Origin of the sequence: Thauera chlorobenzoica, from assembly GCF_001922305.1 — a bacterium.
Lineage (GTDB): Bacteria > Pseudomonadota > Gammaproteobacteria > Burkholderiales > Rhodocyclaceae > Thauera > Thauera chlorobenzoica.
The window spans coordinates 2,030,168-2,054,592 of the sequence record NZ_CP018839.1 but is presented as its reverse complement, the minus strand read 5'-3'; the positions used below and the strand labels follow the sequence as shown (position 1 = coordinate 2,054,592).

At 71.6% G+C, this 24,425-nt stretch carries 16 protein-coding genes; 5 read left to right on the top strand and 11 right to left on the bottom strand.

Going from position 1 to position 24,425, the window contains the following annotated elements:
• The first annotated feature begins 7 nt into the window (after positions 1-7).
• From Tchl_RS09500 to Tchl_RS09485, 4 genes are all read left to right on the top strand, one after another.
• The gene (locus tag Tchl_RS09500; protein WP_075148184.1) at positions 8-2,392 is read left to right on the top strand and encodes a xanthine dehydrogenase family protein molybdopterin-binding subunit; all 2,385 of its coding nucleotides are present in this window, start codon (positions 8-10) and stop codon (positions 2,390-2,392) included.
• Positions 2,389-3,579, top strand: a complete 1,191-nt coding sequence (locus tag Tchl_RS09495) for a CaiB/BaiF CoA transferase family protein (RefSeq protein ID WP_075148183.1) — start codon at positions 2,389-2,391, stop codon at positions 3,577-3,579. The genes Tchl_RS09500 and Tchl_RS09495 overlap by 4 nt, the downstream gene beginning before the upstream one ends.
• Positions 3,580-3,644: 65 nt before the next feature.
• Positions 3,645-4,796, top strand: coding sequence for an ABC transporter substrate-binding protein (locus Tchl_RS09490; protein WP_075148182.1), 1,152 nt, complete (start codon positions 3,645-3,647; stop codon positions 4,794-4,796).
• Positions 4,797-5,039: 243 nt separating this feature from the next.
• On the top strand, positions 5,040-6,266 hold the full coding sequence (locus Tchl_RS09485; protein WP_075148181.1) for an NnrS family protein: 1,227 nt from the start codon (positions 5,040-5,042) through the stop codon (positions 6,264-6,266).
• Here the strand turns inward: Tchl_RS09485 and Tchl_RS09480 are convergent.
• The 3 genes from Tchl_RS09480 to meaB are packed head-to-tail and all read right to left on the bottom strand — an operon-like array spanning position 6,263 to position 9,869.
• Positions 6,263-7,990, bottom strand: a complete 1,728-nt coding sequence (locus Tchl_RS09480) for an NTP transferase domain-containing protein (protein WP_075148180.1) — start codon at positions 7,988-7,990, stop codon at positions 6,263-6,265. The two genes, Tchl_RS09485 and Tchl_RS09480, sit on opposite strands and share 4 nt — an antisense overlap.
• Positions 7,987-8,736 carry an XdhC family protein gene (locus tag Tchl_RS09475; RefSeq protein WP_075148179.1) on the bottom strand — a complete coding sequence of 250 codons (750 nt, stop codon included), beginning with the start codon at positions 8,734-8,736 and terminating at the stop codon, positions 7,987-7,989. Before Tchl_RS09475 ends, Tchl_RS09480 begins: the two co-directional genes overlap by 4 nt.
• Positions 8,733-9,869 carry a methylmalonyl Co-A mutase-associated GTPase MeaB gene (gene meaB, locus Tchl_RS17965; protein ID WP_103893862.1) on the bottom strand — a complete coding sequence of 379 codons (1,137 nt, stop codon included), beginning with the start codon at positions 9,867-9,869 and terminating at the stop codon, positions 8,733-8,735. The genes Tchl_RS09475 and meaB overlap by 4 nt, the downstream gene beginning before the upstream one ends.
• A 136-nt stretch (positions 9,870-10,005) precedes the next feature.
• Between meaB and Tchl_RS09465 the strand changes: the two genes are divergently transcribed.
• Positions 10,006-10,398 (top strand): hypothetical protein, encoded by a 393-nt coding sequence (locus tag Tchl_RS09465; protein WP_075148177.1) that lies wholly within the window; start codon positions 10,006-10,008, stop codon positions 10,396-10,398.
• 3 nt (positions 10,399-10,401) lie between these two features.
• Here Tchl_RS09465 and Tchl_RS09460 read toward each other — a convergent pair whose 3' ends face one another.
• From Tchl_RS09460 to recB, 8 genes are all read right to left on the bottom strand, one after another.
• A complete protein-coding gene (locus Tchl_RS09460; protein ID WP_075148176.1) occupies positions 10,402-12,714 on the bottom strand; it encodes a bifunctional salicylyl-CoA 5-hydroxylase/oxidoreductase in 2,313 nt (770 codons plus the stop codon).
• 51 nt (positions 12,715-12,765) lie between these two features.
• On the bottom strand, positions 12,766-12,963 hold the full coding sequence (locus tag Tchl_RS09455) for a cysteine protease (RefSeq protein ID WP_075148175.1): 198 nt from the start codon (positions 12,961-12,963) through the stop codon (positions 12,766-12,768).
• Positions 12,960-13,448, bottom strand: a complete 489-nt coding sequence (locus Tchl_RS09450; protein ID WP_075148174.1) for a hypothetical protein — start codon at positions 13,446-13,448, stop codon at positions 12,960-12,962. Before Tchl_RS09450 ends, Tchl_RS09455 begins: the two co-directional genes overlap by 4 nt.
• A gap of 59 nt (positions 13,449-13,507) precedes the next feature.
• Positions 13,508-13,900, bottom strand: a complete 393-nt coding sequence (locus Tchl_RS09445; protein WP_075148173.1) for a RidA family protein — start codon at positions 13,898-13,900, stop codon at positions 13,508-13,510.
• A 67-nt stretch (positions 13,901-13,967) separates the two neighbouring features.
• Positions 13,968-15,938 carry an oxidoreductase gene (locus Tchl_RS09440; RefSeq protein WP_075149674.1) on the bottom strand — a complete coding sequence of 657 codons (1,971 nt, stop codon included), beginning with the start codon at positions 15,936-15,938 and terminating at the stop codon, positions 13,968-13,970.
• Positions 15,939-16,087: 149 nt separating this feature from the next.
• The gene (locus tag Tchl_RS09435) at positions 16,088-18,103 is read right to left on the bottom strand and encodes a 3-hydroxyacyl-CoA dehydrogenase/enoyl-CoA hydratase family protein (protein WP_075148172.1); all 2,016 of its coding nucleotides are present in this window, start codon (positions 18,101-18,103) and stop codon (positions 16,088-16,090) included.
• 123 nt (positions 18,104-18,226) lie between these two features.
• Positions 18,227-20,458: an exodeoxyribonuclease V subunit alpha gene (gene recD / locus Tchl_RS09430; protein WP_083945206.1), complete on the bottom strand. Its 2,232-nt coding sequence runs from the start codon at positions 20,456-20,458 to the stop codon at positions 18,227-18,229.
• Positions 20,455-24,372 (bottom strand): exodeoxyribonuclease V subunit beta, encoded by a 3,918-nt coding sequence (gene recB, locus Tchl_RS09425; protein WP_232311556.1) that lies wholly within the window; start codon positions 24,370-24,372, stop codon positions 20,455-20,457. The genes recD and recB overlap by 4 nt, the downstream gene beginning before the upstream one ends.
• Between the last annotated feature and the right edge of the window lie 53 nt (positions 24,373-24,425).

Here is a 24,425-nt window from a genome sequence, read left to right as displayed (position 1 = left end):
GCGAACGATGAACATCGCAGCACATCCGCAGCAGATCGAGCGCGACACCCTGATCGGCAAGCGCATCCAGAAGAAGGACGCGCCCGAGAAGGCGAGCGGCAAGACGCGCTACCTCCACGACCTCAACCTGCCCGGCCAGCTCTACGCCAGGATCCTGCGCTCGGCCCGCGTCCATGCCCGCATCCTGAGCATCGACACCTCCGCGGCGCGCGCCCTGCCCGGGGTGCACGCGGTGATCACCGCCGCCGACGTTCCCGACCAGCGCCCGATCGGCGTCGCCCGCGACCATCTGCCGCTGAAGGGCGACCGGGTGCGCAGCCAGCGCGACGAGATCGCCGCGGTCGCCGCCGACAGCGAGGAGATCGCCGAGCAGGCGCTGCGCCTGATCCGGGTCGAATACGAAGACCTGCCGGTGATCGCCGACCCCGCCGCCGCGGTCGCCCCCGGCGCAGTGCAGATCCACCCGCCGCGGCTCGCCGCCGACGGCAGCGTCCTCGAGCCCGGGCGCGCGGGCAACGTCGCGATGCGCTTCGACTACGGCCACGGCGACATCGCCGAGGGCGAGGCCGAATCGGACGTGATCCTCGAGGACACCTTCAGCCTGCACTACGTCACCCACTGCTGCCTGGGGGTGTCGGGGATCATCGCCGAGTTCGACGCCTCGGGTAACCTGCTGATGTACTCCAACACGCAGGTGCCCTTCCTGCACAAGCGCGAGTTCGCCGAGTACCTCAACATGGACCCGGCGCGCATCCGCATCATCCAGCCGCCGATCGGCGGCGGCTTCGGCTCCAAGCTCGACGTCTATCCGTTCGAAGTCATCTGCGTGTTCCTCGCCCGCGCCGCCGGGCGCCCGGTGAAGCTGGTGTTCAGCCGCGAGGAAGAGTTTCTCGCCTCGCCCACCCGCCAGCCGGTGCTGCTCACCCTGCGCTCGGGCTGCAAAAAGGACGGCACCCTGACCTTCCGCCAGGTCCACACCCTGCACGACAACGGCGCCTACACCTCGTGGGGGGCGACCACGCCGTTCGTCATGATGCAGACCTTCTCCTCGCTGTACCGGGTACCGCACTGCGACTACCACACCACCGCGGTGTACACCAACAACCCCTACGCCGGGTCGTTCCGCGGCTACGGCAACCTGCAGGCGACCTTCGCCATCGAGCAGCACATGGACATGCTCGCCGAGGCGATCGGCATGGACCCGCTCGCATTCCGGCTGCAGAACGCCCAGGAGGCGGGCGAGGTCAGCGGCCAGGGCATGGTGTTCAAGAGCTGCGGCTTCAAGGACTGCCTCACCACCGCCGCCGCGCGCAGCGACTACCTGCACAAGCACCGCGACAACCTCGCCGCGCGCGACGCCCCCGGCCCGCTCAAGCGCGGCATCGGCATCGCCTCGATGCTGCACGTCGGCGGCGGCGCCAAGATCTACCCCTCGGACGGCTGCGGCACCATCCTCAAGCTCGACGATTTCGCCAACGTCACCCTCATCACCGGCGCCTCCGAGATCGGCCAGGGCTCGGAAACGGTGCTCTCCCAGCTCGTCTGCGAGGAACTCGGCCTGCCCATCGCCGCGGTCACCGTGGTCAACAACGACACCGCAATCACGCCCTGGGACGTCGGCGTCCACGCCAGCCGCACCACCTTCATCGCCGGCAACTCGGCGATCGGCGCCGCCCGCAAGGCGAAGGCCAAGATCCTCGCCGCCGCGGCGCAGAAGTTCGGCTGCGCGGCCGAGGAGCTCGACCTCTACGGCGGCCACATCGTGCGCAGCGACAGCGGCGAGGCCGTGGTCGAGCTCGCCCGCTTCATCCGCGGCCTGCACTTTTCCGAGCGCGCCGAGCTGATCATGACCACCCACTACTACGAGCCCCCCAGCGTGCACCAGGACAAGGGCTACAAGGGCGATGTCTCCGCCGCCTACGCGTGGGCGACCCAGGTCGTCGAGGTCGAGGTCGACACCGACACCGGCATCGTCAGGATGACCAAGGTCACCGGCGCGCACGACGTCGGCCGGGTGCTGAACCGGCTCGGCATCGAGGGCCAGATCGAGGGCGGCGTGGTGATGGGCCAGGGCTACGCGCTCACCGAGAACCTGATGATCGAAAACGGCGTCATGCGCAACCCGAACTTCCGCGACTACAAGCTGGTGACCGCGCCGGAAATTCCCGAGATGGACATTTCCTTCATCGAGTCGATGGACGGCGAAGGCCCGCAGGGTGCGAAGGGGGTCGGCGAGGCGCCCTCGATCTGCATCGCCGCGGCCGCCGCCAACGCGATCTACAACGCCACCGGCACCCGCCTCTTCGCCCTGCCGTTCACGCCCGAGGCGGTGTATGCCGCGCTCCACGGCCGCACCGAGAAACCGTACTGGAAACCGTGGAAGCCGGAATGAAGAAACGCACCATCCTCTCCATGGAGCAGGCGCTGTCGATGCCCTACGCCACGCTGCGCTTCGCCCAGCTCGGCTGGCGGGTGATCCGCATCGAATCGACCCCGGCCGGCGACGGCCTGCCGGGCGACCCGAACCGCTACATCGGCGCCAGGGTGCTCGACGACGACCGCCGCAGCTATTTCTTCGCACCCAACGTCGGCAAGGAAGCGATCGCCCTCAACCTCAAGGACCCGCAGGGCCAGGCCCTGCTGCGCCGGATCATCCAGGCCCTCGACGTGGACGTGTTCTGCTGCAACACCGTGCCGCGGCGCTACGCCCAGCTGGGCATCGACTACGACACCCTGCGCGCGGCCAAGCCCGATCTGATCTGGGCCGGGATCTCGGCGCTGGGGCCGGACTACCCGGACGCCCCCGGCTACGACCCGGTGCTGCAGGCGATGGCCGGCTACATGGAACTGACCGGTGACGCCGCCGGGCCGCCGACGCTGGCCGGCGTGCCGCTGATCGACCTCAAGGCGGGCGACGAGGTCTACGCCAACGTCCTGCTGGCGCTGCTCGAGCGTGCCGAGAGCGGACAGGGCCGGCGCATCGACGTGTCGATGCTGCAGGCCGCGACGTCCTGGCTGATCACCACCCTGCCCCTGCTCGACTTCGACTGCGACCCGGGGGAAATCACCCGCTGCGGCAACGAGCACCGCAAGTTCATTCCGACCAACGTCTATCCCACCGCCGACGGCTTCATCTACGTCGCGATCGGCAGCGACGTGCAGTGGAAGCGGCTCACCGAACTATCCCGCTTCGCCTCGATCGCCAACCCGACGCGCGCCACCAACGAAGGCCGCCACCGCGAGCGTGAGGCCATCCACCGCGACCTCGCGGCGGTGACCCAGCGCTACCCCACCACCGAACTGACCGCCGACTTCCGCACCGCCACCATCCCCCACGCCCCGATCCACGACATCCCGGCGGTACGCGACATGGAAGCGGTGCACCGCCGCCTGACCACCACCGCGATGCCCGACGGGCGGACGATCCACATGCAGCCGATGGCGGTGGACCTGCCCGAGGCGCACACCGCGCTGGGGCTGCCGCCGCGCTACGGCCAGGACACGCTGCGCGTGCTGCGCGAGGCCGGGGTGGATCAGGCGGCGTTCGAAACCTTGCGCGCCCAGGGCGTGATCGCCTGAGCCGGCGCGGCCACCGAGCACCACAGCAGCACCATCAGCATTCCGACCAAAGGAGGAGCACAACGATGAAAACAGGCAAGTTTCTGCTCGCGCTCGCGGGGGCGGCGCTGTTCGCCGCAATCCCGGTGCAGGCGCAGGTGAAGATCGGCGTGGTCGGTTCTGCGACCGGCCCGACCGCCTTCGTCGGCATTCCACAGCGCAACACCATCCCGCTGCTCCCCGACAAGGTCGGCGACACCCGCATCGAATACATCTTCCTCGACGACGGCAGCGACCCGACCGCCAGCGTCAAGGCCGCCCAGCAGCTGATCAGCGAGAAACGCATCGACGCCCTGATCGGGCCTTCCGGTTCGCCCAATGCGATGGGCGTGCTGTCGTTCATGGCCGAAGCGGAAACGCCGATGCTGGCCCCGGTGGGCACCGCCGCAGTGGTGCTGCCGATGGACGACAAGAAGCGCTGGGTGTTCAAGACCCACCCCAACGACGGTGTGATCGCACGCCAGCTGATCAGCGCGATGCAGGCGCGCAAGGTCGGCACGGTGGGCTTCATCGGCCTCAACGACCCCTACGGCGAGAACTGGTACCAGACCTTCGCCGAACAGGCGCAGGCGGCCGGCATCCGCATCGTCGCCAACGAGCGCTACGGCCGCCAGGACACCAGCGTCACCGGCCAGGTTGCCAAGCTCGTGGCCGCCCGCCCCGAAGTCGTGCTCGTGGCCGGGATCGCCGCCGCGGCGGCGCTGCCCCACCTTCAGTTGGTCGAGGCCGGCTTCAAGGGCGACATCTACCACACCCACGGCTCGGCTTCGGGCGCCTTCATCCAGATCGGCGGCAAGGCGGTCGAAGGCGCGCTGATCGTCGGCCCGATGCTGCTCGTCATCGACGAGATCGCCGACGATGTGCCGACGCGCGCGCTCGCCCACGAGTACGTCAGCCGCTACGAGAAGATGCATCAGCAGCGCCCGCCGATCTTCGGCGCCGGCGTCTATGATGCGGGCCTGCTGCTGGCGAACGCCCTGCCGCAGGCGCTCGAACGCGCGCAGCCGGGCACCCGGGAGTTCCGCAGCGCGCTGCGCGACGCCCTCGAACGCACCTCGGGGCTGCGCGCCTCGCAAGGGGTGATCGACATGAACGCGGCCGACCACTCCGGCTTCGACGACCGCGGCCAGGTGCTGATGACGGTGCGCGACAAGCGCTTCGTCCTCGTGCGCGACTAAGCCACCGCGACCGGATGCCCGATCCGCGCATCCGGTCGCCACATCCGGCGACCGCCCCTCCCGCTTGCCCGATTGCGGGCCACGAGCGCAGCAGGCCCTCCCCCGCACGCCGCTCCGCACGTCACTCGACTCGCCGCACATCGCTCCGATTCACGGTACATTGACGCCCGCGCCGGTCCGCCCGACGCCGCCCGCCCCCGGCAGCGCCTGCCGCCCTGCCTCGATCGACCGTGCCCCTCGACGATGCCACGACACCAGACTCCCTTTTTCGCCGCCGCCCTGTGGGCGAGCCCCTTCCGCCCCTTCTTCCTCCTCGCCCTCGCCTACGGCCCGCTGCTGATCGCCGCGTGGCTCGCCACCCTGCACGGCCTGTGGCCGCCCACCGCGCTGCCGGCCGGGCTGTGGCACGGCCACGAGATGATCTTCGGCTTCGCGATGGCGGTGATCGTCGGCATCGCCCTCACCGCCCTGCCGGGCTGGGCCGGAACGCCCGAGATCCACGGCCGCCGGCTGGCCGTACTGGTCGTCCTCTGGCTCGCCGGGCGCGCCGCCTTCCACCTTGCCCCGCACCTCCCGGCACACCTCCCGGCGGTCATCGACAACCTGCTGCTGCCGGTGCTGATCGCCTTCCTCGCCCCCCAGCTGCTGCGCGCGGCGAAGCCTCTGTACCTGCTCCTGCTGCCCATCCTCGCAGCGCTGGGCGCGGCCAACATCGCCTTCTACGCCGCCCACTCCGGCGCCGACCCCGCGCGCGCGGCGAGCGCGCTGCACGCCGCGCTCTACGCGATCATCGTGCTCTTCGTCCTCAAGGGCGGGGTCCTGACCCAGGTGTTCACCGGCAACGCGCTGCGCGCCCGCGGCCGCGGCACCCAGGCAAGCTTCCGGCGCGGGCTGGAAACGGTCGCCACCGCTGCCGTCGTCGCCCTCGCGATCGCCGACCTCGGCGGTGCCCCGCGCGCGCTCAGCGGCGGACTGGCGCTCTTCTGCGCCCTCGTCCACGCCTGGCGCACGGCGCGCTGGCAAGGCTGGCGGGTGATCGACGAGCCGCTGGTGCTGCTGATGCAGTTCGGCTTCCTGTGGCTGATCCTCGCCTTCGCGCTGAAGGCGGCGGCCGATCTCGGCGGGCTCGTCCCCGCCAACACCTGGATCCATGCATTTACCGTCGGCGCGCTGGGGATGATGATGCTGAGCCTGATGACCCGCGTCGGGCTGCGCCACACCGGCCGTCCGCTGGCCCTGCCCGCCAGCCTGCGGGCCGCCGCGCTGCTGATGCTGGCGGCCGCGCTGCTGCGCCAGGCGGTCGAGGTGGCCGGCCTCGGTCTGCGCCCGCTCACCCTCGCCGCAGTGCTGTGGGGGGCCGCCATCCTCGTGCCCTTGTGCCGTTTCGGGCCGCTGTTGCTGCGCCCCAGCCTGCCGCGGGCGGCAGCGCGCGCCGACGCGACGGCGGCGCGCCCGCCCTCCGGAGGCTAGACGCCCTGCACCGCCGCCAGGTCGGCCGGACGGTCGACGTCGATGAAGATCGCCTCGTCGTCGACGTCGATGCGGACGACCCGCTCCGGGTAGCGTTCGATCAGCCCGCGCGCGCCCTGGTCGCCCGCCAGCGCGCACATCTCGGCGAAGAAGGCGCGCGGCCACAGCACCGGGTTGCCGCGCCGGCCCTGGTGTTCGGGAACGATGATGGCCGGCTGCGCCGGATCGAACGCCTCGATCAGGCGATCGACGTGCGCGGCGCTGATCCGCGGCATGTCGCCGAGGAGCACGACCACGGCGTCGATGTCGTCGGCGAGGGCCGTGATGCCGACCCGTAGCGAGCTCGACATGCCCTGCGCGGGATCGGGGTTGCGGGCGAACCCGGCGCCACTGCCGGCAAGCGCCGCTTCGACCGCCCCGGCCTCGTGGCCGAGCACCACGGTGACCGAAGTGGCCCGCGAAGCGCGCGCCGCCATCACCGCGCGCAGCGCCATCGGCACACCATCGACCGCCAGCAGCAGCTTGTTCTCCGCCCCCATCCGCGTCGACCGCCCGGCGGCGAGCACCAGCGCCGCCACCCGGGGGCCTTCCGCGGCGGAACGCTCCGCCGCCGGAGCGCCCGCCGGCTCATCGGCGTCGTGCTCGTCACCGGCCGCAGCGGCATCGGTTTCATCCAGCGGCGCCCCGGCGGCCAGGATCGGATTACGGATCAAGCCGCCGACCCCCATCCGCACGATCTGCTCGCGCCCCACCGGCAGCCCGGCGAGCAGGCGCTGCAACACCCAGTCGAGGCCGTTCAGGCGCCGGGAGCGCCCGCAGCCCGGGAGCAGGATCACCGGCACGTCTTCGATGCGACCGAGCACGAGCATGTTGCCCGGCTCGGTCGGCATGCCGAAATGCTCGACCGTGCCGCCGGCCGCGACCAGCGCCGCGGGCGCGATGTCGCGCCGGTCCTTGGCGATCGTCGCCCCCGACACCAGCACCAGGTCGCATCCCGCGGCACGCGCCTGGCGCAGCATCGCCTCGATCGCGCCGTGTTCGTGCGCGCAGCGCAGCACCAGCGCCAGCCGGGCGCCGATCACCGCGAGCCGGTGGCGGGTGGCGGCAAGCGTGGTCTCCAGGATGTTGTCGCTCATGCCCGGGTGCGCGCTCATGATCAGCGCCGCCCGGCAGGAGCGGAAGGGCGCGAGCTTCAGCGGAATCGCTGCTGCCGCGCTCAGCGGACTCGCTGCAGCCGCACCCAGCGGGCCCGCCGCGGCGGCGATCTGCCGGCAGGCCTCGATCGACGCGCGCTGCACGCCGAAGGGAATGATCTTGACCGTCGCCACCACCTGCCCGGGGCGCACCGCCGTGTGCTGCGGCAAGGTGGCCACGGTGATGCCTTCGTCGACGCTGTTGAGGCGGTCCACGAGGGCCGGCTCGACCACCACCAGGCCGCGCCCCGAAGCATGCAGGTTGCAGCGTCCGGTCGGCGTCGAGCGGGCCTCGAGCAAGGGATCGGCGGCGGCGAACAGGGCGGCGATCTCGGCCGCGGCGCGGACCTCATCGACCTCGTCCGCGTCGAGGCGGGCACCGCTGACCTTCGCCACGCCCGCGGCGGCAAGGACGGCGAGATCCGCGGCATCGAGCCGGCGCCCCTTCTTGAAACGCGTTGCCGGCGTTCTCAGCGAGTGGGCGAGCAGCACGCCCTCGGCCTCGGCGAGGGGGAATTCGTCGAAGATCATGGCGCCGATGCCTTCTGCGCCGCCTGCCGCGGTGGCCGGGTCGGATCGCTCGCAGCCTCGCCGCGATAGCGGCACAGCAGGATCTGGGCGAGGATGGAGACGGCGATCTCCGCCGGCGCCCGCCCGCCCAGATCGAGACCGATCGGGGCGTGGATGCGTCCCAGGCGGTCGCCGAGGCCGGCCGCGGTGAGGCGCTCGACGCGCTTGGCGTGGGTGCGGGTGCTGCCCAGCGCGCCGAGGTAGAAGGCGTCGCTGGCGAGCGCGGCGATCAGCGCCGGATCGTCGAGCTTGGCGTCGTGCGACAGGGTCACGACCGCGGTCCGGGCATCGAGGCCGAGGGCGCGCAGCGCCTCGTCCGGCCAGTCGTGAACCATGCGCACCCCGGGCACGCGCTTTTCGGTGGCGAACGCCCGCCGCGGATCCACCACCACGACCTCGAAGCCGGCGGTCGCGGCCATCGGCGCCAGCGCCTGGGCGATGTGCACCGCACCGACGATCACCAGCCGTGGCTGCGACACGTGGCTGCGCACGAACACGTCGTCCTCGCCGTGGCGCAGCATGGCGCTGCGCCCCGCGCGCAGCAGCTGCCCGACCTCATCGAGCAGGGGGCCGGCGAGCGCCAGCTCACCGACCACCCCCATGCTGCCGACCAGGGCCTGCGCACCATCGGCGATCCGCGTCACCACGGCGACCGGGCGCTGGGCCCGGCGCTCGACCAGCAGCGCTTCGAACAGCTTCGTCTTCATCCGATCCGCTCCACATAAACCTGAATCCGCCCGCCGCAGGCCAGGCCGACTTCCCACGCCTGCTCGTCGCTGACGCCGAATTCGAGCAGGCGCGGCTCGCCGCTGGCGATCACGCGCTGCGCTTCGTCGATGACGGCGGCCTCGATGCAGCCGCCCGACACCGAACCGATGAACTCGCAGCGCTCGTCGGCGGCCAGATGGCTGCCTTCCGGGCGCGGCGACGACCCCCAGGTGCGCACCACCGTCGCCAGCGCCACGCCCCGGCCCTGCGCGCGCCAGTCCGCGATCTGGGCGAACAAGGCTTCGTCGCTGGCCGGCGGGGCGGGCCGCGATCCGCCGCCGTCGGCATCCGCGGTCGCCGCCGGGGCGGCCCGCCGCCGCCCGACTCCGGCGCTGCGGGCGTGGCGCTCGACCAGGTCGGCCAGCGCCGCCACACCCTGCCCCGCGCTCGCCACCGTCGGCACGAGTTCCACCGTCCACCCATCGACGCTGCGCAGCACGCCGCTCGCCTGCAGGTCGTGCACGGTGCGCGCGGCCTGGGGCAGATCGGCCTTGTTCACCACGAGGATGTCGGCGATCTCGAGGATGCCGGCCTTGGCCGCCTGCACCTCGTCACCGAGGCTGGGGGCACAGACCACCACCCGGCAGTCGGCCAGGTGGCGGATATCGACTTCGGACTGGCCCACCCCCACGGTCTCGACGATGACCACGTCGAAACCGGCCGCATCGAGGACATCGACCATCCGCTCGGCGGCACGCGCCAGCCCACCGAGCGCTCCCCTGGAGGCGAGCGAGCGGATGAACACCTGCTCGTCCTCGCCATGCTCGCCCATCCGCACCCGGTCGCCGAGCAGCGCACCGCCGCTGACCGGGCTCGAGGGATCGATCGCGAGCACCGCCATCCGCTGCCCGCGCCGGCGCAGTTCGGCCAGCAGCGCATTGATCAGGGTGGATTTGCCCGCCCCGGGCGCCCCGGTGATGCCGAGCACCTGGGCCCGGCCGAGCCAGGGCGCCAGCTGCTCGAGCAGCGGGACGAGCGCCTCGTCGGCGTTTTCGACCTGGGTCAGCAAGCGCGCGAGCACGGTACGCGACCCTGCCCGCAACGCGGATAAATCGGGAATGCTGGAGCGCATGCGCGGACGACCTCCCTGTTCGGGTATCCATGATACCGTATACAAAATACTGTCAACGCCATCGAAAAGATGCCGCGACCGGAAGGATGGAAGAGTAATACACCTGAGCCCCGCCACGCCCGGAAAGCCCTCTGCCATGAGCACTCCTCCCGAACTGTACGATCCGGCCTGCTGGACCCGCATGCTCGCCGCCGCGGCATGGCCGCCGGCACAGGCGAGCATCGGCGTGCTCACCCGCGCGGCGTTCAAGGCCCGCCGCGGCCGCCTCCTCAGCTGGTGCTTCCCGGCCACGGGGCCGCAGGCGAGCGTAGCGGACTGGGACGGGGAGGCGCCCGCCGAGATGGCCGTGCTGCTGGTCGCCGACGAAGCGGTGCTGCACGCCCTGCGCGGCGAAGGCCTCGCCCTGCTGCCGCGGCTCGTGCGCCGCGGCGAGCTCCACGCCTACGTCCTGAAAACCCGGGATGCGCTCGAAGCCGCCGGGCTCGACGAGTTCGTCGAAGACCTGGGGCTGGCCTTCCCGCGCCACTGAGCCTCAGCCCGGCGGGCGCTCGCGCCGCAGGTTGGTTTCGTACTGGCTGCGCGCGGACTGGTAGGGCTTCGGCCAGGCGATGCCGGCATGGCCGATCTGCGCCGCCGCGTGCAGGGTCCACGCCGGGTCGGCGAGGTGCGGGCGCGCGATCGCGCACAGGTCGGCGCGGCCGGCGGCGACGATGCTGTTGACATGGTCGGCGTCGTAGATCGCACCGACCGCCATCGTCGGCATCTCGAGCTCGTTGCGGATGCGGTCGGCGAACGGCGTCTGGTACATGCGGCCGTAGACGGGCGACGCATCGGGCACCACCTGGCCCGACGAGCAGTCGATGAGATCCGCCCCGGCGGCCTTGAACAAGCGCGCAATGGCGACCGCCTCGTCGGCGGTGTTGCCGCCGGGCGCCCAGTCGTGGCACGACAGGCGCACCGCCATCGGCTTGCCGGCGGGCCACACCGCGCGGATCGCGGCGAACACTTCGAGCGGGTAGCGCGCGCGGTTTTCCACGCTGCCGCCATAGTCGTCGTCGCGCCGGTTGGTCAGTGGGGAGAGGAAGCTCGACAGCAGGTAGCCGTGCGCACAGTGCAGTTCGAGGATGTCGAAGCCGGCCGCATCGGCCATCCGCGCGGCGCGGACGAAGTCCGCGCCGACCCGCTCCATGTCCTCCCGGGTCATCGCCCGCGGCGTCTGCGAGTGCGCCAGATAGGGCAGCGGCGACGCCGAGAGCAGCGCCCAGCCGCCGTCCTCGAGCGGCTCGTCGATGCCCTCCCAGGCGCGCTTCGTCGCCCCCTTGCGCCCGGCATGGCCGAGCTGGATGCCGATCTTCGCCGGCGACTGGGCGTGGACGAAATCGACGATGCGCTTCCACGCCGCGACATGTTCCGCCTTGTACAGGCCGGCGCAGCCCGGGGTGATGCGCGCGTCGGGCGCCACGCAGGTCATCTCGGTATAGAGCAGGCCCGCGCCGCCGAGCGCGCGCGCGCCGAAATGCACCAGGTGGAAGTCGCCCACGGTGCCGTCCTCAGCCGAATACATCGCCATCGGCGACACCACGACGCGATTCGCCAGCGCCAGCGTGCGCAGGCGGAACGGGGTGAACATCGGCGGCGGCGCCTTGCCCTCCGGCCCCGCCGCCCCTTCGCTGCGGGCAGTGAACCAGCGCTCGTAGCCTTCCAGCCAGGCGGCATCGCGCAGGCGCAGGTTTTCGTGTGAAATCCGCTGCGAGCGGGTCAGCATCGAGTACATCAGCTGCTCCGGCTCGAAGCGCTCGCAGTAGCGCGCGCCGCAGACTTCGAACCACTCCATCGCGTTCCAGGCCGCGTTCTGCAGGCGCAGGACGTCGATCCGGCGGGCATCCTGGTACTGCGCCAGGACCTGCGCGATCCCCTCCGGCGCATCGCCGTGGTCGCGGAAGCGGCGGGTGAGCTCGATCGCATCCTCGAGCGCGAGCTTGGTGCCGGAGCCGATCGCGAAATGCGCCGTATGCACCGCATCGCCCATCAGGACGACATGGCTCGAACCGTTGAAGTGGTACCAGCGCTCGCACTTGACGCGCTGGAAATTGAGCCACGCCGAGCCGCGCAGGTGGCGGGCGTTGCTCATCAGGCGGTGGCCGTCGAGGTGCTTCGCGAACAGGCGCTCGCAGAACGCGATCGACTCCGCCTGGCCGGCGCCATCGAGGCCGTGGGCCTTCCACACCGCTTCGGGACATTCGACGATGAAGGTCGTGGTCTGCCCGTCGAACTTGTAGACGTGGGCCTGGAACCAGCCGTGCTCGGTCCTTTCGAACAGGAAGGTGAACGCATCGAACAGCTTGTTCGTGCCCAGCCAGATGTAGCGGTTCGGACGGGTGACGATGTCGGGCTGGAAGATTGCGGCGTACTTGCTGCGAATCCGCGAATTGATCCCGTCGGCGGCGATGATCAGGTCGGCATCGGGGAATTCGGCGTCGGTGTCGACTTCGCGCTCGAACTCGAGCTCGACGCCGAGCGCCTCGCAGCGCACCTGCAGGATGTTGAGCATCTGCTTGCGGCCGATGCCGACGAAGCCGTGGCCGCCGCTGCGGATCACCTTGTCCTTGAAGCGCAGCTCGACGTCGCCCCAGTGGTTGAACGCGAGCTGGATCGCGTCGGCGGTCTCGCCGTCCCATGCGCGCATGTTGTCCATGGTCGCATCGGAGAACACCACGCCCCAGCCGAAGGTGTCGTAAGGCTTGTTGCGCTCGATGACGCGGACCCGGTGCGCCGGGTTGAGCTTCTTCATCAGGATCGCGAAGTACAGGCCCGCCGGCCCGCCGCCGATGCAGACGATATGCATGATGAGTCTCCTCCGAGTGCTGGGTGATGAATCCGGAGCGGCGCCGCCGGATCAGTCGTGCGCCGTGTGTTGCCGAACGGCCGCCCGGGTCGCCGCAAACGCTTCGAGCGCACGCTCGAACTCGGCCACCGCCGCGGCCGGCACGCTCGTGCCGCACTCGTAGCATGCACCGCTGATGCGGTCGAACCAGCGGCAGCCGCACTGGTCGCAGGCCAGCTCGGGGGCGCCGGCGGGATTGTGGAAGATCATCGGCAGGCGCCCAGAAAGGCCAGACCGAGGGTGTCGAGAAAGTCCTCGTAGCCCGCGTCCTGCAGCTCGTACTTCGTGCGCAGGACGAAGAACAGGATGCCGCCCTGGCGGATCCGGCGCTTGATCGTCGACAGCGCATCGCCGTCGAGGCTGGCTTCGAGCGCGGCGAGCGCGGCCTCGTCGGCGACGAACAGCAGATCGACCGCGGCCGCCTCGAAGCCCGGAAAGCGCAGCGTGCTTGCGACCATGCCGCGGCCGCTGGCGCACCACTTCATCATGTCGAGGCCGCGGCAGTGCTCGACCACACCGGCGACGTGCTTGCCGGGCTGGATCCCGGAACCGGCGCGCGCCACGAAACCGACCGCCGAGCCGGGCAGCATGTCGGTGAACAGTTCGGCATGGCGGTCCAGCATCGCCTGCCAGCGCGCCAGCGCCCCGAACCCGCCGCTGGTGGCGGCGGGCGCCGCTTCGAGCTCAACATCCATCGCCTGTCCTCCCCGCGCCGCCGGACGAAGCCGGCGGCGCCTTGCCGCACGCTCCGCCCTTACTCGGGCAGCATCGCGGTGACTTCGATCTCGACCTTCGCCCCGTGCTCGACGAAGCCGGCCACCTGCAGCGCCATCATCACCGGGAAGTGGCGCCCGATCAGCTCGCGGTACACTTCGCCGATCTCGGCCAGGCGGGTGTTGTATTCCGCGGCGTCGGCGAGGAACCAGTTCATCCGCACGATGTGCTCGGGGCGGGCGCCGCCGGCGGCAAGGATGGCGACGATGTTGGTCAGCGCCTGGCGGATCTGGCCGACCAGGTCATCGGTGCGGAACACTTCCTGCTCGTCCCAGCCGACCTGGCCGGCGACGAACACCGTGCGCCCGCTGGCGATGATTCCGTTCGAATAGCCCTTGGGACGTTTCCATCCCGGCGGTTGCAGTACCTGCATATGCACTCCTCGTGGTTGTGGTGTCTGTGTACGGAACGTGCGCAGCGCGCACGCCCCCCTGCAGTATCTAGATCCGCACGCCGAGGCGGTAGCCCTCGTGGATCGCCGCATCGAGCCCGCGGGCGATCACCGCGTCGCCGGCACCGTGCAGCTCGTCGATCATCCACTGGAACTCGTGGAACAGGTCGTGGTTGGCCTGGCGCGGCCCGGATACGATCACGCTGTCGGCGGCGACGAAGATCTCCTCGCCCTGGGCGTTGCGGATCGTCGCCCCCTCCGCGCTCACGCGGGCGAGCTGGGAAGAGGTCAGGGTGCGGATCTCGAGTTCCTCGATCCACGCCGAATGGCGCCACTTGAACGACGGCATGACGTCGCCGGCGATGCGTTTTTCCTCTTCGACGATCACCACCTCGTGGCCCTGCTTGCACAGCGATTCGGCCAGCGTGAGCCCGATCTTGCCCGCCCCCACCACCACCACGCGCCGGCCCGGCACGATCTTGCCGGCGGCGACGTCGAGCGCATCGACGAGGCGCTCGCGGCCGTCGAGGTGGCGGTAGGCCTTGAAGTCGGTGCGCGATCCGGCGGCGACGATGCAGACGTCGAACTGGTGCAGGATGCTGCGCATGAACTTGGCGTTGGCCTCGGTGTTGAAGCGGACGTCGATTTCCATCTTCCTCGCCATCGTTTCGTAGTAGCGCACCACCGAGAGCAGGTCGTCGGGGCGGGCGAGGTCGTTCGACGCATAGCCGACGAGGCTGCCGCCGATGCGCTCGCCTTTTTCGAACACGGTGACGTCGTGGCCGCGGCGCTTGGCGGTGATCGCCGCTTCCATGCCCGCCGGGCCGGCGCCGATGATCATGATCTTCTTCTTCACCGCCGCCGGGGTGACGTGGTACTCGGGCTCGACTTCGTGGCCGAGCGCGGGGTTCATCGCGCAGGTGTAGGGCAGGTCGCGGAACAGGCGCGACAGGCAGTTGAGCGAGCCGATGCAGCGGCGCACCTCGTCGAGCCGGTCTTCGGCGGCCTTGTGCAGCAGCTCGGGGTCGGCCAGCATCGGCCGGCACACTTCCCAGTAGTCGAACACGCCCTCGGCGATGCACTGGTTGGCCATCACCGGGTCGGGCAGGCGGTTGCCGAAGGTGATCAGGGTGTTCGGGAAGAGCTTCTTCGCCTTCGCCGCGAGGTAGTTCCAGTGCCCGGGAGCGACGTCGCGGCCGATCGAGGACTCGGGCGCTTCCTGCCAGCCCACCGTCACCGAGATCATGTCGACGCCGCAATCGACCGCCTGCTGCATCAGCTCGAAACATTCGTCCTCGCTGTTGCCGCCCCACTTGTCCATCAGCTCGGCGCCGTTGAGGCGCACCACCAGGGGGTGCTCGGGGGTGGCCTGCTTGATCGCGTCGATCAGCTCACGCATGAAGCGGCCGCGGTTCTCGATCGAGCCGCCGTATTCGTCGCTGCGCTGGTTGGTGAAGCGCGAGTTGAAGTTGGCCAGCAGGTAGCCCATGAAGCTCGTCACTTCGGTGCCGTCGAAGCCGGCGCGGATCGCGCGCTTCGCCGCCTCGGCGTGCTGCACGACGATGGCGCGGATCTGCTCCTTGGTGAGTTCGCGCGGCGGGCGGAAGTGCGGCAGGGTCTGCGGCACCACCGAGGGCTGGATGCAGTAGCCGAGGTCGATGCCGCCGTAGCGCCCGGCGTGCAGGATCTGCTGGATCGCGACCGCGCCGTTGTCGTGGATGTACTGCGCGATGGTCTCGAACTGGGGCAGGAACTTGTCGTCGAACAGCGCCACCTGGCGGAAGTAGGCCTTGCCTTCGCCGAGCGGGTCGGGGTAGGCGCCCTGGTTGGTGATGATGCCCGCCCCGGTGCCGGCGATCACCCGCGTGCGCGCCAGCTCGCGCGGCGTGATGAAGCCGTCGCGGGTGTTGTAGTTGGATACGCAGCAGGCGCCGTACTTGACCATGTTCTTGGTCGCGTAACGGCCGATGCGGCCGGGCTTGAACAGGTGGGGCAGCTTGAGCTCGCCGGGCAGGGCCATCGACATCTCCTCATCGAATCGTTGTGCAGGGACCGCACACGCTGCCCGCCAGCGGGCAGCGCCAGCCGGAGCGAAAGCCGGGCCATGAGCGGAAAGGCGGTGCAACGCCCCCTCCGGCGGAGGGAGCGGGGATTCAGGGGGGCTGGGACTCAGGGGGTCTGGGTGAAGTCCGGCTTGCGCTTTTCCTGGAAGGCGGAAATGCCCTCGCGTGCCGCTGCGGTGCATGCGCTGTCGCCGAACGCGCGGTAGCCGACTTCGAGTGCGGCCTCCAGCGTCGGTGCCGCGGCCGCGGCGCGGATCGCCTGTTCCATGATCGCGATCACTTCCGCGCTCAGCGGCTGGCCGCTGGCCGCCTTCGGTTCGATCGGGGCGAGCGCGCCGAGCTCGACGGCACCAGCGGGAATGCCCGCGACCTGGCCCTGGAGCGCCTTCACCCGTTCGACCGCGGCCAGTACCAGGCTGCGGTAGTCGTCGGCGAGCGCATCGACCACCCCCAGCTCGAGCGCGCGCGTCGCCTGCAGGCGTTCGGCGCGGCGCAGCATGGCGTGGAATTCGGCCGCCGCCTGCGGCCAGCGCCGGTAGGGCACGACCATCGCGCCGATGCCGTGGACGATGCCCAGGGTGACTTCGGGCATCTGCATCCAGGCCTGGCGCTGGGCGACGATGCCGTGGCAGCGGGTGGCGAGCTCGAAGCCGCCGCCGAGCACCATGCCGTTGAGGGCGGCGACCACCGGCTTCTTCATCCGGTCGAGGTGAACGAGCAGGCGCGAGCAATCGCGTGCGTACTGCGCCGCGCCCTCGGCGTCGCCGAGCAGGCGCGGGAAGCGGCCGATGTCGGCGCCGGCGCAGAAGGCGCGGTTGCCGTAGCCGACGATGACGAAGCCGGCCACCGCGGGGTCGTGCTCGTAGCGCCGGATCACCGCGAGGATCTCGTCGGTCATCTCGTCGTGGAGCGCGTTCATCGCCTCCGGCCGGCGCAAGGTGATCACCTTCACGCCGTCGAGCTCGTCGACGAGGATGTGGCGCAGGAAGTCCTGGTAGTCGTCCAGCGGGCGCCGCGCCCCCGGCATCCCCGGGCGTTCGATGCAGAAGCGCTGCAGCAGCGCGCCGGCCTCGCCACCGCCGAGCGCCTTCATCAGGTCGAGCGGCCCGGCGCGGAAGGCGAGCGCCTGGCGGCAGCCGAAGTCGAGATCGGCCGCTTCGCCGATGCCGCGGTCGAGAATATCGACGGTCTGCGAGAACAGGATGCCGAGCAGGCGCGCGCGGATCGCCGCCGCCAGCGCGGGCGCGACCTCCACCGGCCGCCCCGGCGCCACCGTCAGCCAGCGCTCGACGGCGCGGAAGATCGGCGCCGGGCGGTAGTGCCGGCCTTCCATCTCGGCCTGCAGGGTGTTGGTCTCGGTGATGATCGGGTTGCCGTTGGCCAGGTTCAGCACGAAGAACGGCCCGGCATGGACGAACTCGCCGGCGACGCTGTCGATCTCGGCCGCGGTGGCATCGTCGAGGAGCAGCGCAGCCTCGTTGCACCAGTTGTCGAACACCCGGTCGAGCATGAAGCAGGCGACGTCGGCAGTCACCAGCGGCACCTTGCCGGTCAGGCAGAACACCTGGCGCAGGTGCTCGACCACTTCCGGCGCGGTCTTCTCCCAGCGCACCACCTCGACCACCGGATTGCGCCACGCCGGGGCGAAGAAATGGGTCACCATGGCGCGCTCCGGATGGCGCAGCGCGGCGAAGATCTGCGCCGCCGGGAGCGAGCTGGTGTTGGAAGTGATCAGCGCATCGGGGCGCACGATCGCTTCGACTTCGGCGAAGATCCGCTTCTTCAGCTCGATGTTCTCGGTCGCCGCCTCAAGCACCCAGTCGGCGTCGGCGAGGTCGCGGTAATCGAGGGTGCCGATCAGGTTCTCGGTCACTGCGGCAGCCTGCGATTCGGTCATCTTGCCCTTCGCCAGCGCCTTCGCCGCATACGCCCGGAAGCGCTCGATCGCACGATCGACCGCTTCCCGCGAAATATCGACGAGATAGAGCTTGAGCCCGGGCAGCGCGCTCTTCAGGTAGTAGCCGATGTCCGGCCCGATCGTGCCGGCGCCGATGATCGCCACCGTGCGGGGCAAGGGCCGCGTCGGTGCGGCGAGCAAGGGATTGGCGAAGCTGCTGGCCATGTACGGATCTCCTCTGGTGTGTCGTTCGGCGCTGCTGGCGCAGCGCTCGCCTTCTTTGTATACAGTATCCCGTACTCCGATGGATAAATGCAACACACCCGTGGAATTTCCTCCCGACTCCGCTCACCGCATCGCACCCTCCCCGCGCAGCCCGCTCGCGCGCACCACCCGGCGGTGCACGGCCTGGGCGACGAGCGCGTCCCCGCCCGCCGTGGCCAGGGTCAGGAAGCCGCGGGCGCGGGTGATGCCGGTGTACAGCAGCTCGCGGGTCAGGATCGGCGCGAGGCGCTCCGGCAGCACCAGGGCGGTGTGGGTGAACTCCGAGCCCTGCGATTTATGCACCGTCAGCGCATAGACCGTCTCCACCGCCTGCAGGCGGCTCGGCAGCACCCAGCGGATACCGCCGCTGCCGTCGCCCGCGGCGAAGGCGACGCGCAAGCGCACCGCCCCCTCCATCCCGCCCTCCATCCCGCCCTCCGCGGCCGGCTCGGGTACCGCCAGGGTGATCCCGATGTCACCGTTCATCAGCCCCAGCGCATAGTCGTTGCGGGTGACCAGCACCGGCCGCCCGGCATACCAGCCGTCGACCGCGGGAATCAGCCCGGCCGCGTGCAGCATCCGGGCAACGCGCGCATTGAGCCCTTCCACCCCCCAGGGGCCGCGGCGCAGTGCGCACAGGAGCTGGAATTCGCCGTGCGCCTGCAGCACCGCGCGCGCCCAGGCGTCGATCGCGGCGGCGCCTGCCGTGTGCGGCGGCCGCCGGCGGCGCATCTCCTCCAGGTAGTGGCGGTAGCCACGGCGTCGAGCGCCGCCCCGATCGCCCGGCGCCGCCCCTGCGGACGGCCCCCGGTCGGCCGTGCCGCCCTCGATCACGAGGCGCCGGAGCACGGCGTCGTCCTCGCCGTCGAGGGCGATCCATTGCAGTGCCTCCTGCGTTCCGGCAGATGCCGCCAGCACCTGCACGACCTCTTCCGCGGCGCCGGCATTGACCGCCGCGGCGAGCCGGCCGATGCCGCTGCCGGCGGCGAAGCGGAAGCTGTGGCGGAGCATGGCCACCGCCTGGTCGAGCGCACTGCCGGTGGGATCGACCAGCGCCGCGGCTACGTCCTGCCCGCTCACCGCCCGCAGCCACGCGGCCGTGGCCGGGGTGTAGCGCCCCCGGTGCGCCTGCGCGCACAGCTCGCCGAGCACGGCGCCGGCTTCCACCGAGGCGAGCTGGTCCTTGTCGCCGAGCAGGATCAGGCGGCTGCGCGGGGGCAAGGCCGCGAGCACCGCGGTCATCATCTCGAGGTCGATCATCGACGCCTCGTCGATCACCAGCACATCGAGCGCCAGCGGATTGCGGGCGCCATGGCGAAAACGGCGGCTGTCCGGGCGGCTGCCGAGCAGGCGATGGAGGGTACCGACGGTGGTCGGAATCGCCGCGCGCACCGCCTCGCCCTGCGCCAGGCCGTCCAGCGCAAGGCGGGCAACGGCGCCGGCAATGGCTTCGTTGAGACGGGCGGCGGCCTTGCCGGTGGGCGCGGCGAGGCGGATGCGCAGTGCCCGGGCCGGCGCGCCGCCGGAGGCGGGGGCGGACAGGGCCAGCGCCTGGAGCAGGGCGAGCAGCTTCACCACGGTGGTGGTCTTGCCGGTGCCGGGACCGCCGGTGACGATCGCGAACGCACTGCGCGCGGCGAGCGCACAGGCGAGTTTCTGCCAGTCGGGCGCGGGCATGGGCACAGGCCCGGCGGCAGCGGGAAAGAGCGCATCGAGCGCCGCACGCAACGCCGCGCACGGCAGCGTAGCGGCGAGCGCCGCAGAGCGGGCGAGGCGCGCGTCGAGGGCCGCGCCCACCGCCTGCTCGTACTGCCAGTAGCGCCGCAGGTACAGCCGCGTGCCGCGCACCACCAGCGGCGTCGCCCCGGCGCCGCAACCGACCAGGCGCGGATCGTCGAGCGCGCGCTGCCAGCGCGCCAGCTCGAGCCCGGCAAGCACACGCGCGGGCAGGTCGTCCGCCCCCTCGTCCTCGCCGTCCGCCGCTTCAGGCGGCAGGGAGAGGGCGAGCGCGGGATCGGCGAGGGTGGCGGCGAGATCGAGGCAGACATGGCCGCGGCCGAGCTGGTGGCTGGCCAGCGCCGCGGCGAGCACCAGCAGCGGATCGGCATCGGGCACTTCGCGCCACAGGAAGCCGGCAAAGGCGGCGTCGAGCGGGCGCAGCCAGCCGCGCTGCGCCCAGCGCGCGATCAGTGCCTGCATCCGGCCGCGGGCGTCGCCGGCAGGGTCGCCGGCCGCCTGGCGGGCGGAATCCGCCGGCGCCGGAGCGCCGGGGAGCGGAAGGAGCGCCGGGAAAGGCGTCGGCAGGGCGGGAATCATTCGCTCCCCTCCGCAAGCCGGGCAGCCACCGCCCCCCCTCCGCCCACCGCGCCGGTGCCGGCGAAGAGCCGGTCGAGGGTCTCGATCAAGGCCTTCGGCGGGCGCTCGAAGTGCACGCCGGCGCCGGGCGCACGGCTGCCGCGCAGGAACAGGTAGAGCGCGCCGCCGACGTGGCGGTCGTAGTCGTATCCGGGCAGCCGCGCCTGCAGCAGGCGGTGCAGCGCCAGCAGATAGAGGGTGTATTGGAGCTCGTAGCGCTGGGCGAGGACCGCCGCCCGCATCGCCGCGGCGGTGTAGGCGCCGTCATCGGCCCCCAGCCAGTTCGACTTGTAGTCGGCGACGTAGAAGCGCCCCTCGTGCTCGAACAGCAGGTCGATGAAGCCCTTGAGCATGCCGCCGAGGGTGTCGGGGAGCAGTGCCGGGCGGGCCGCGGCGTCCAGCGTGTGGGCGCACACGAGGCGGTCGAGGACGCGGGTATCGAGCGTATCGACGGTAAGCCAGAACTCCATCTCCGCCACCACGGCGCCGAGGCCGGCCAGGCGCAAGCGGGTCGCCGCCCGCCCGGGCGCGGCCGGCAGCGCCAGTTCGGCGGCGAGGAAGTGCTCCAGCCACGCCGTCAATGGCCCGATCCAGGCCTCCCAGCCGCGCATCCGGCAGCGGCGCGCGACCGTGTCACGCAGCCCACCGGGGTCAGCCGCCAGGGACGCGAAACCGCGCTCGGCGGCCCATTCGAGCAGCTCGTGGAGAAAGGTACCGGCCTCGGCGCCGCGCGGGAAGGCGTGCAGGCCGGCGCCCTGCGCCGGCACGCTGTGCGGCGGCGCGGCGAGGAGCGGCGTGGCGTGCAGGGTTTCGTGGAAAGTGGCTTCGGCGGCGCTGTCCGGCGCCGCGGGCGGACGCACCCCGCGCGCCTCGGCCTCGGCAACCGCATCGGCGATCGCATCGGCGACTGTATCCGCAACGGCGGGCGGGAGGCCGTCGCCGTGCCCGCCGGTTTTCAGCGCCGAATAGCTCGCGATCCACCAGTGCTCGCGCACGCTGCGCCGCGGCCGGCGCGCCGGGCCGGGCACGGCATCGGCGCCGGGCGCCGCGTAGCGCTCGGCGGTGGGCTCGGGGGCCGGCGCCACCGCGATGCAGTCGGCCTCGCCCTTGAGCGCCCGCAAGTGGGCTTCGAGGGCGGCGGGAGCGATCGGCGCGCCCCCCGCGAGGAGGTAGCCGAAGGCGCTGTGCTCGAGCTCGTCGAGCGGCGCCAGCCCAACCCAGGTCGCATGGCGGGCGCGGGTGAGGGCGACGTAGAGCTTGCGCAGATCCTCGCCCAGGCGCTCGCGGTCGGCGCGGGCGAGCGTGTCCTCGTCGGCGCACAGCAGCAGCTGCGCCCGGCCGCCGGCGTCATGCACGGTGAGCGGGCGGTCGGCGGCCCCGACCCGGCGCCAGGAGCAGGCGAACGGCAGAAAGACGAGGGGATATTCGAGGCCTTTCGACTTATGCACGGTGACAACCTGGACCAGGTCGGCGTCGCTTTCGAGGCGGATCTGGCGCCCCTCGTCGCCGCTCCCGGTGCGCGCGCCGGGCTGGCGCTGGCGGGCCAGATGGCGGATCAGGGCATGCTCGCCGTCGAGCACGGCAGAAGCCTGCTGGAGCAGTTCGGCGAGGTGCAGGAGGTCGGTCAGCGCCCGCTCGCCGCCGTTCACCGCGGCGGCGCCGAGCAGGCGCGCGGGGACGTCGAAGTCGTGCAGCAGCCGGCGCAGCATCGGCAACACTCCCTGGCGGCGCCACAGCTCGCGATAGCCGCGAAACTGCAGCACGCGGGCCTCCCACGCGCGCTCGTCGCGGTCCAGGCCATCGAGCGCGGCCCAGTCCAGCCCCAGGGTCGCGGTCGCCAGCGCAGCGCGCAGCAGGCGCGCGTCGTCGGGCTCGGCGCACGCCGCGAGCCAGTGCTGCAGTTCCTCGGCGCGGGCGCTGTCGAACACCGAGTCGCGATCGGACAGGTACACGCTGCGCACGCCGCGCACGGCAAGCGCGGCGCGGATCGCATCGGCCTCGTCCCGGGTATGGACCAGCACGGCGAGGTCGCGCGGGCGCAGCGCAGCGAACCCGGTCCCGGCGACGAAACCCGCCGCTCCCGCGCGGCCGCGGTTCAACAGGCGCACCATCGCGCTGGCACAGGCGGCGGCCATCTGTTCGCGGTAGGCACCCTTGGGCAGGCTCTTGCCGTCCTCCCGCGCCGCCAGCCACCATGCGGTGAGCGCCGCGACCGGCCGGCCGTCGATCTCCAGCGTCTCCTTCCGCCCCTGCGCTGCGGCGGGAATGAAGGGCAGCGGGTTGTCGTCCGGGCTTGCGCCCGGGGGACGGAACAGGAAGGCACCAGCCCCGGCGGAGCGCGCCTCGGCGAAACCGAAGCAGCGGTTGACCGCCGCCACCATCGGCGCCGTCGAGCGGAAGTTGCGGCCGAGCGTGTACCGGCGGCCGGCGCAGGCACGCCGGGCGGCGAGGTAGGTGAAGATGTCGGCGCCGCGGAAAGCGTAAATCGCCTGCTTGGGGTCGCCGATCAATACCAGCGCGGACGGCATCCCGGCTCTGGAGTGCGGGTCCGCGCCCGCCCGGGTCACCCCGTACACCGCGTCGAAGATGCGGAACTGCACCGGGTCGGTGTCCTGGAACTCGTCGATCAGCGCCACCGGGAACGTGCTGCGGATGCGCTCGGCGAGGCCCGCACCGTTGTCGCCCTGCAGCGCACGATCGAGCCGCGTCAGCAGATCGTCGAAGCCCATTTGCGCACGGCGCTGCTGCTCGGCGGCGAAGCGCGCGGCGACCCAGCACGCGGCATGGCGCAGCAGGTCGCCAAAGGCGTCGGGCAAGGCCGCCAGCGCCGCCGGCAGCGCGGCGACCGCCTCCAGCGCAGGGTGCGACGGCGGCGCGCCCTTGTCCGCCTTCCAGGCATCGGCCAGTCCGGCCGGCGTCAGCCGCGTCCACCCCGTGCCCAGCTCGAGGTGGACCGCCCCCGGGTCGCCCGCCCAGGCGCGCAGCTTGTCGAGCCAGGGCAGGTAATACTGCGCCCGGAGCTTCTGTCCATTGACGCAGGCGCCGGCCACCGCCCGCTCGAGCAGGGCCTGCAGTTCGTCCGCCCAGCCCGGCCAGGGCGCTTTCAGCGCAGCCAGGCGGCGCTCCCGTTCGGCCGCCGCCTGGCCGAGCAGCGCCGCGGGCGCGCTGCGCGGAGCCGACGCTTCGAGCGCCGCGGCGTGCCCGACGAGGCGCTCGAGGGCCTGCTGCAGGGCCTGCGGCCCGCTCCACCAGTGCGCGACTTCGGCGGCCTGCGCGGCATCGAGGGGGACGATGAAGGTGCGCCAGTAATCGCGCACGGCTTCGGCCAGCAGTTCGCCCTGGTCCGCCTCCAGGGTCTGGGTGAACAGGCTGCCGCTGGCGAACGCGTGCTCGCGCAGCATGCGCTTGCACCAGCCGTGGATCGTCGATACCGCGGCCTCGTCCATCCACTCCGCGGCGAGCTGCAGCTTGCGCGCGCAGGCCGGCCAGTGCTCGGGAGCATGGTCGGCGCGCAGGCGGGCGAGGAAGTCATCATCCACCGCCGTCGGCCCCTCCCCCTGCGCCCCCTCCCCCTGCGGCGCGGGGAGGAAGGCTGCGGCGGCTTCGGCGAGGCGGGCGCGGATGCGCTCGCGCAGCTCCTTGGTCGCCGCTTCGGTGAACGTGACGACGAGGATCTCGGGCGGCGCGAGGGCACGCGCGAACGCATCCGCGCCGCCGTGGCCCAGCACCAGGCGGACGTACAGCGCGGCGATGGTGAAGGTTTTGCCGGTGCCGGCGCTGGCCTCGATCAGGCGCTGGCCGTGGAGCGGGAAGCGCAGTGGATCGAGGGGAGCGCCGCCACCGGCCGCCGGCGTCATGGAGTGCGGCGCGCTCATCGGCCACCTCCCGCACCCGCGGGGCCGACACCCACCCGCCCGCCACTGCCACC

Excerpts from the sequence above, each read along its gene's own strand:
- Tchl_RS09455 (WP_075148175.1), bottom strand. The coding sequence starts at position 12,963 with ATGATCTTCCACAATCCCGCCGGCGCCCCCGAGCTGGCCTGCGACCAG.
- recB (WP_232311556.1), bottom strand. The coding sequence starts at position 24,372 with ATGAGCGCGCCGCACTCCATGACGCCGGCGGCCGGTGGCGGCGCTCCC.
- Tchl_RS09465 (WP_075148177.1), top strand. The coding sequence starts at position 10,006 with ATGAGCACTCCTCCCGAACTGTACGATCCGGCCTGCTGGACCCGCATG.
- Tchl_RS09500 (WP_075148184.1), top strand. The coding sequence starts at position 8 with ATGAACATCGCAGCACATCCGCAGCAGATCGAGCGCGACACCCTGATC.
- Tchl_RS09495 (WP_075148183.1), top strand. The coding sequence starts at position 2,389 with ATGAAGAAACGCACCATCCTCTCCATGGAGCAGGCGCTGTCGATGCCC.
- Tchl_RS09445 (WP_075148173.1), bottom strand. The coding sequence starts at position 13,900 with ATGCAGGTACTGCAACCGCCGGGATGGAAACGTCCCAAGGGCTATTCG.
- recD (WP_083945206.1), bottom strand. The coding sequence starts at position 20,458 with ATGATTCCCGCCCTGCCGACGCCTTTCCCGGCGCTCCTTCCGCTCCCC.
- Tchl_RS09485 (WP_075148181.1), top strand. The coding sequence starts at position 5,040 with ATGCCACGACACCAGACTCCCTTTTTCGCCGCCGCCCTGTGGGCGAGC.
- Tchl_RS09480 (WP_075148180.1), bottom strand. The coding sequence starts at position 7,990 with ATGATCTTCGACGAATTCCCCCTCGCCGAGGCCGAGGGCGTGCTGCTC.
- Tchl_RS09450 (WP_075148174.1), bottom strand. The coding sequence starts at position 13,448 with ATGGATGTTGAGCTCGAAGCGGCGCCCGCCGCCACCAGCGGCGGGTTC.
- Tchl_RS09475 (WP_075148179.1), bottom strand. The coding sequence starts at position 8,736 with ATGAAGACGAAGCTGTTCGAAGCGCTGCTGGTCGAGCGCCGGGCCCAG.
- Tchl_RS09435 (WP_075148172.1), bottom strand. The coding sequence starts at position 18,103 with ATGGCCAGCAGCTTCGCCAATCCCTTGCTCGCCGCACCGACGCGGCCC.
- Tchl_RS09460 (WP_075148176.1), bottom strand. The coding sequence starts at position 12,714 with ATGCATATCGTCTGCATCGGCGGCGGGCCGGCGGGCCTGTACTTCGCG.
- Tchl_RS09440 (WP_075149674.1), bottom strand. The coding sequence starts at position 15,938 with ATGGCCCTGCCCGGCGAGCTCAAGCTGCCCCACCTGTTCAAGCCCGGC.
- Tchl_RS09490 (WP_075148182.1), top strand. The coding sequence starts at position 3,645 with ATGAAAACAGGCAAGTTTCTGCTCGCGCTCGCGGGGGCGGCGCTGTTC.
- meaB (WP_103893862.1), bottom strand. The coding sequence starts at position 9,869 with ATGCGCTCCAGCATTCCCGATTTATCCGCGTTGCGGGCAGGGTCGCGT.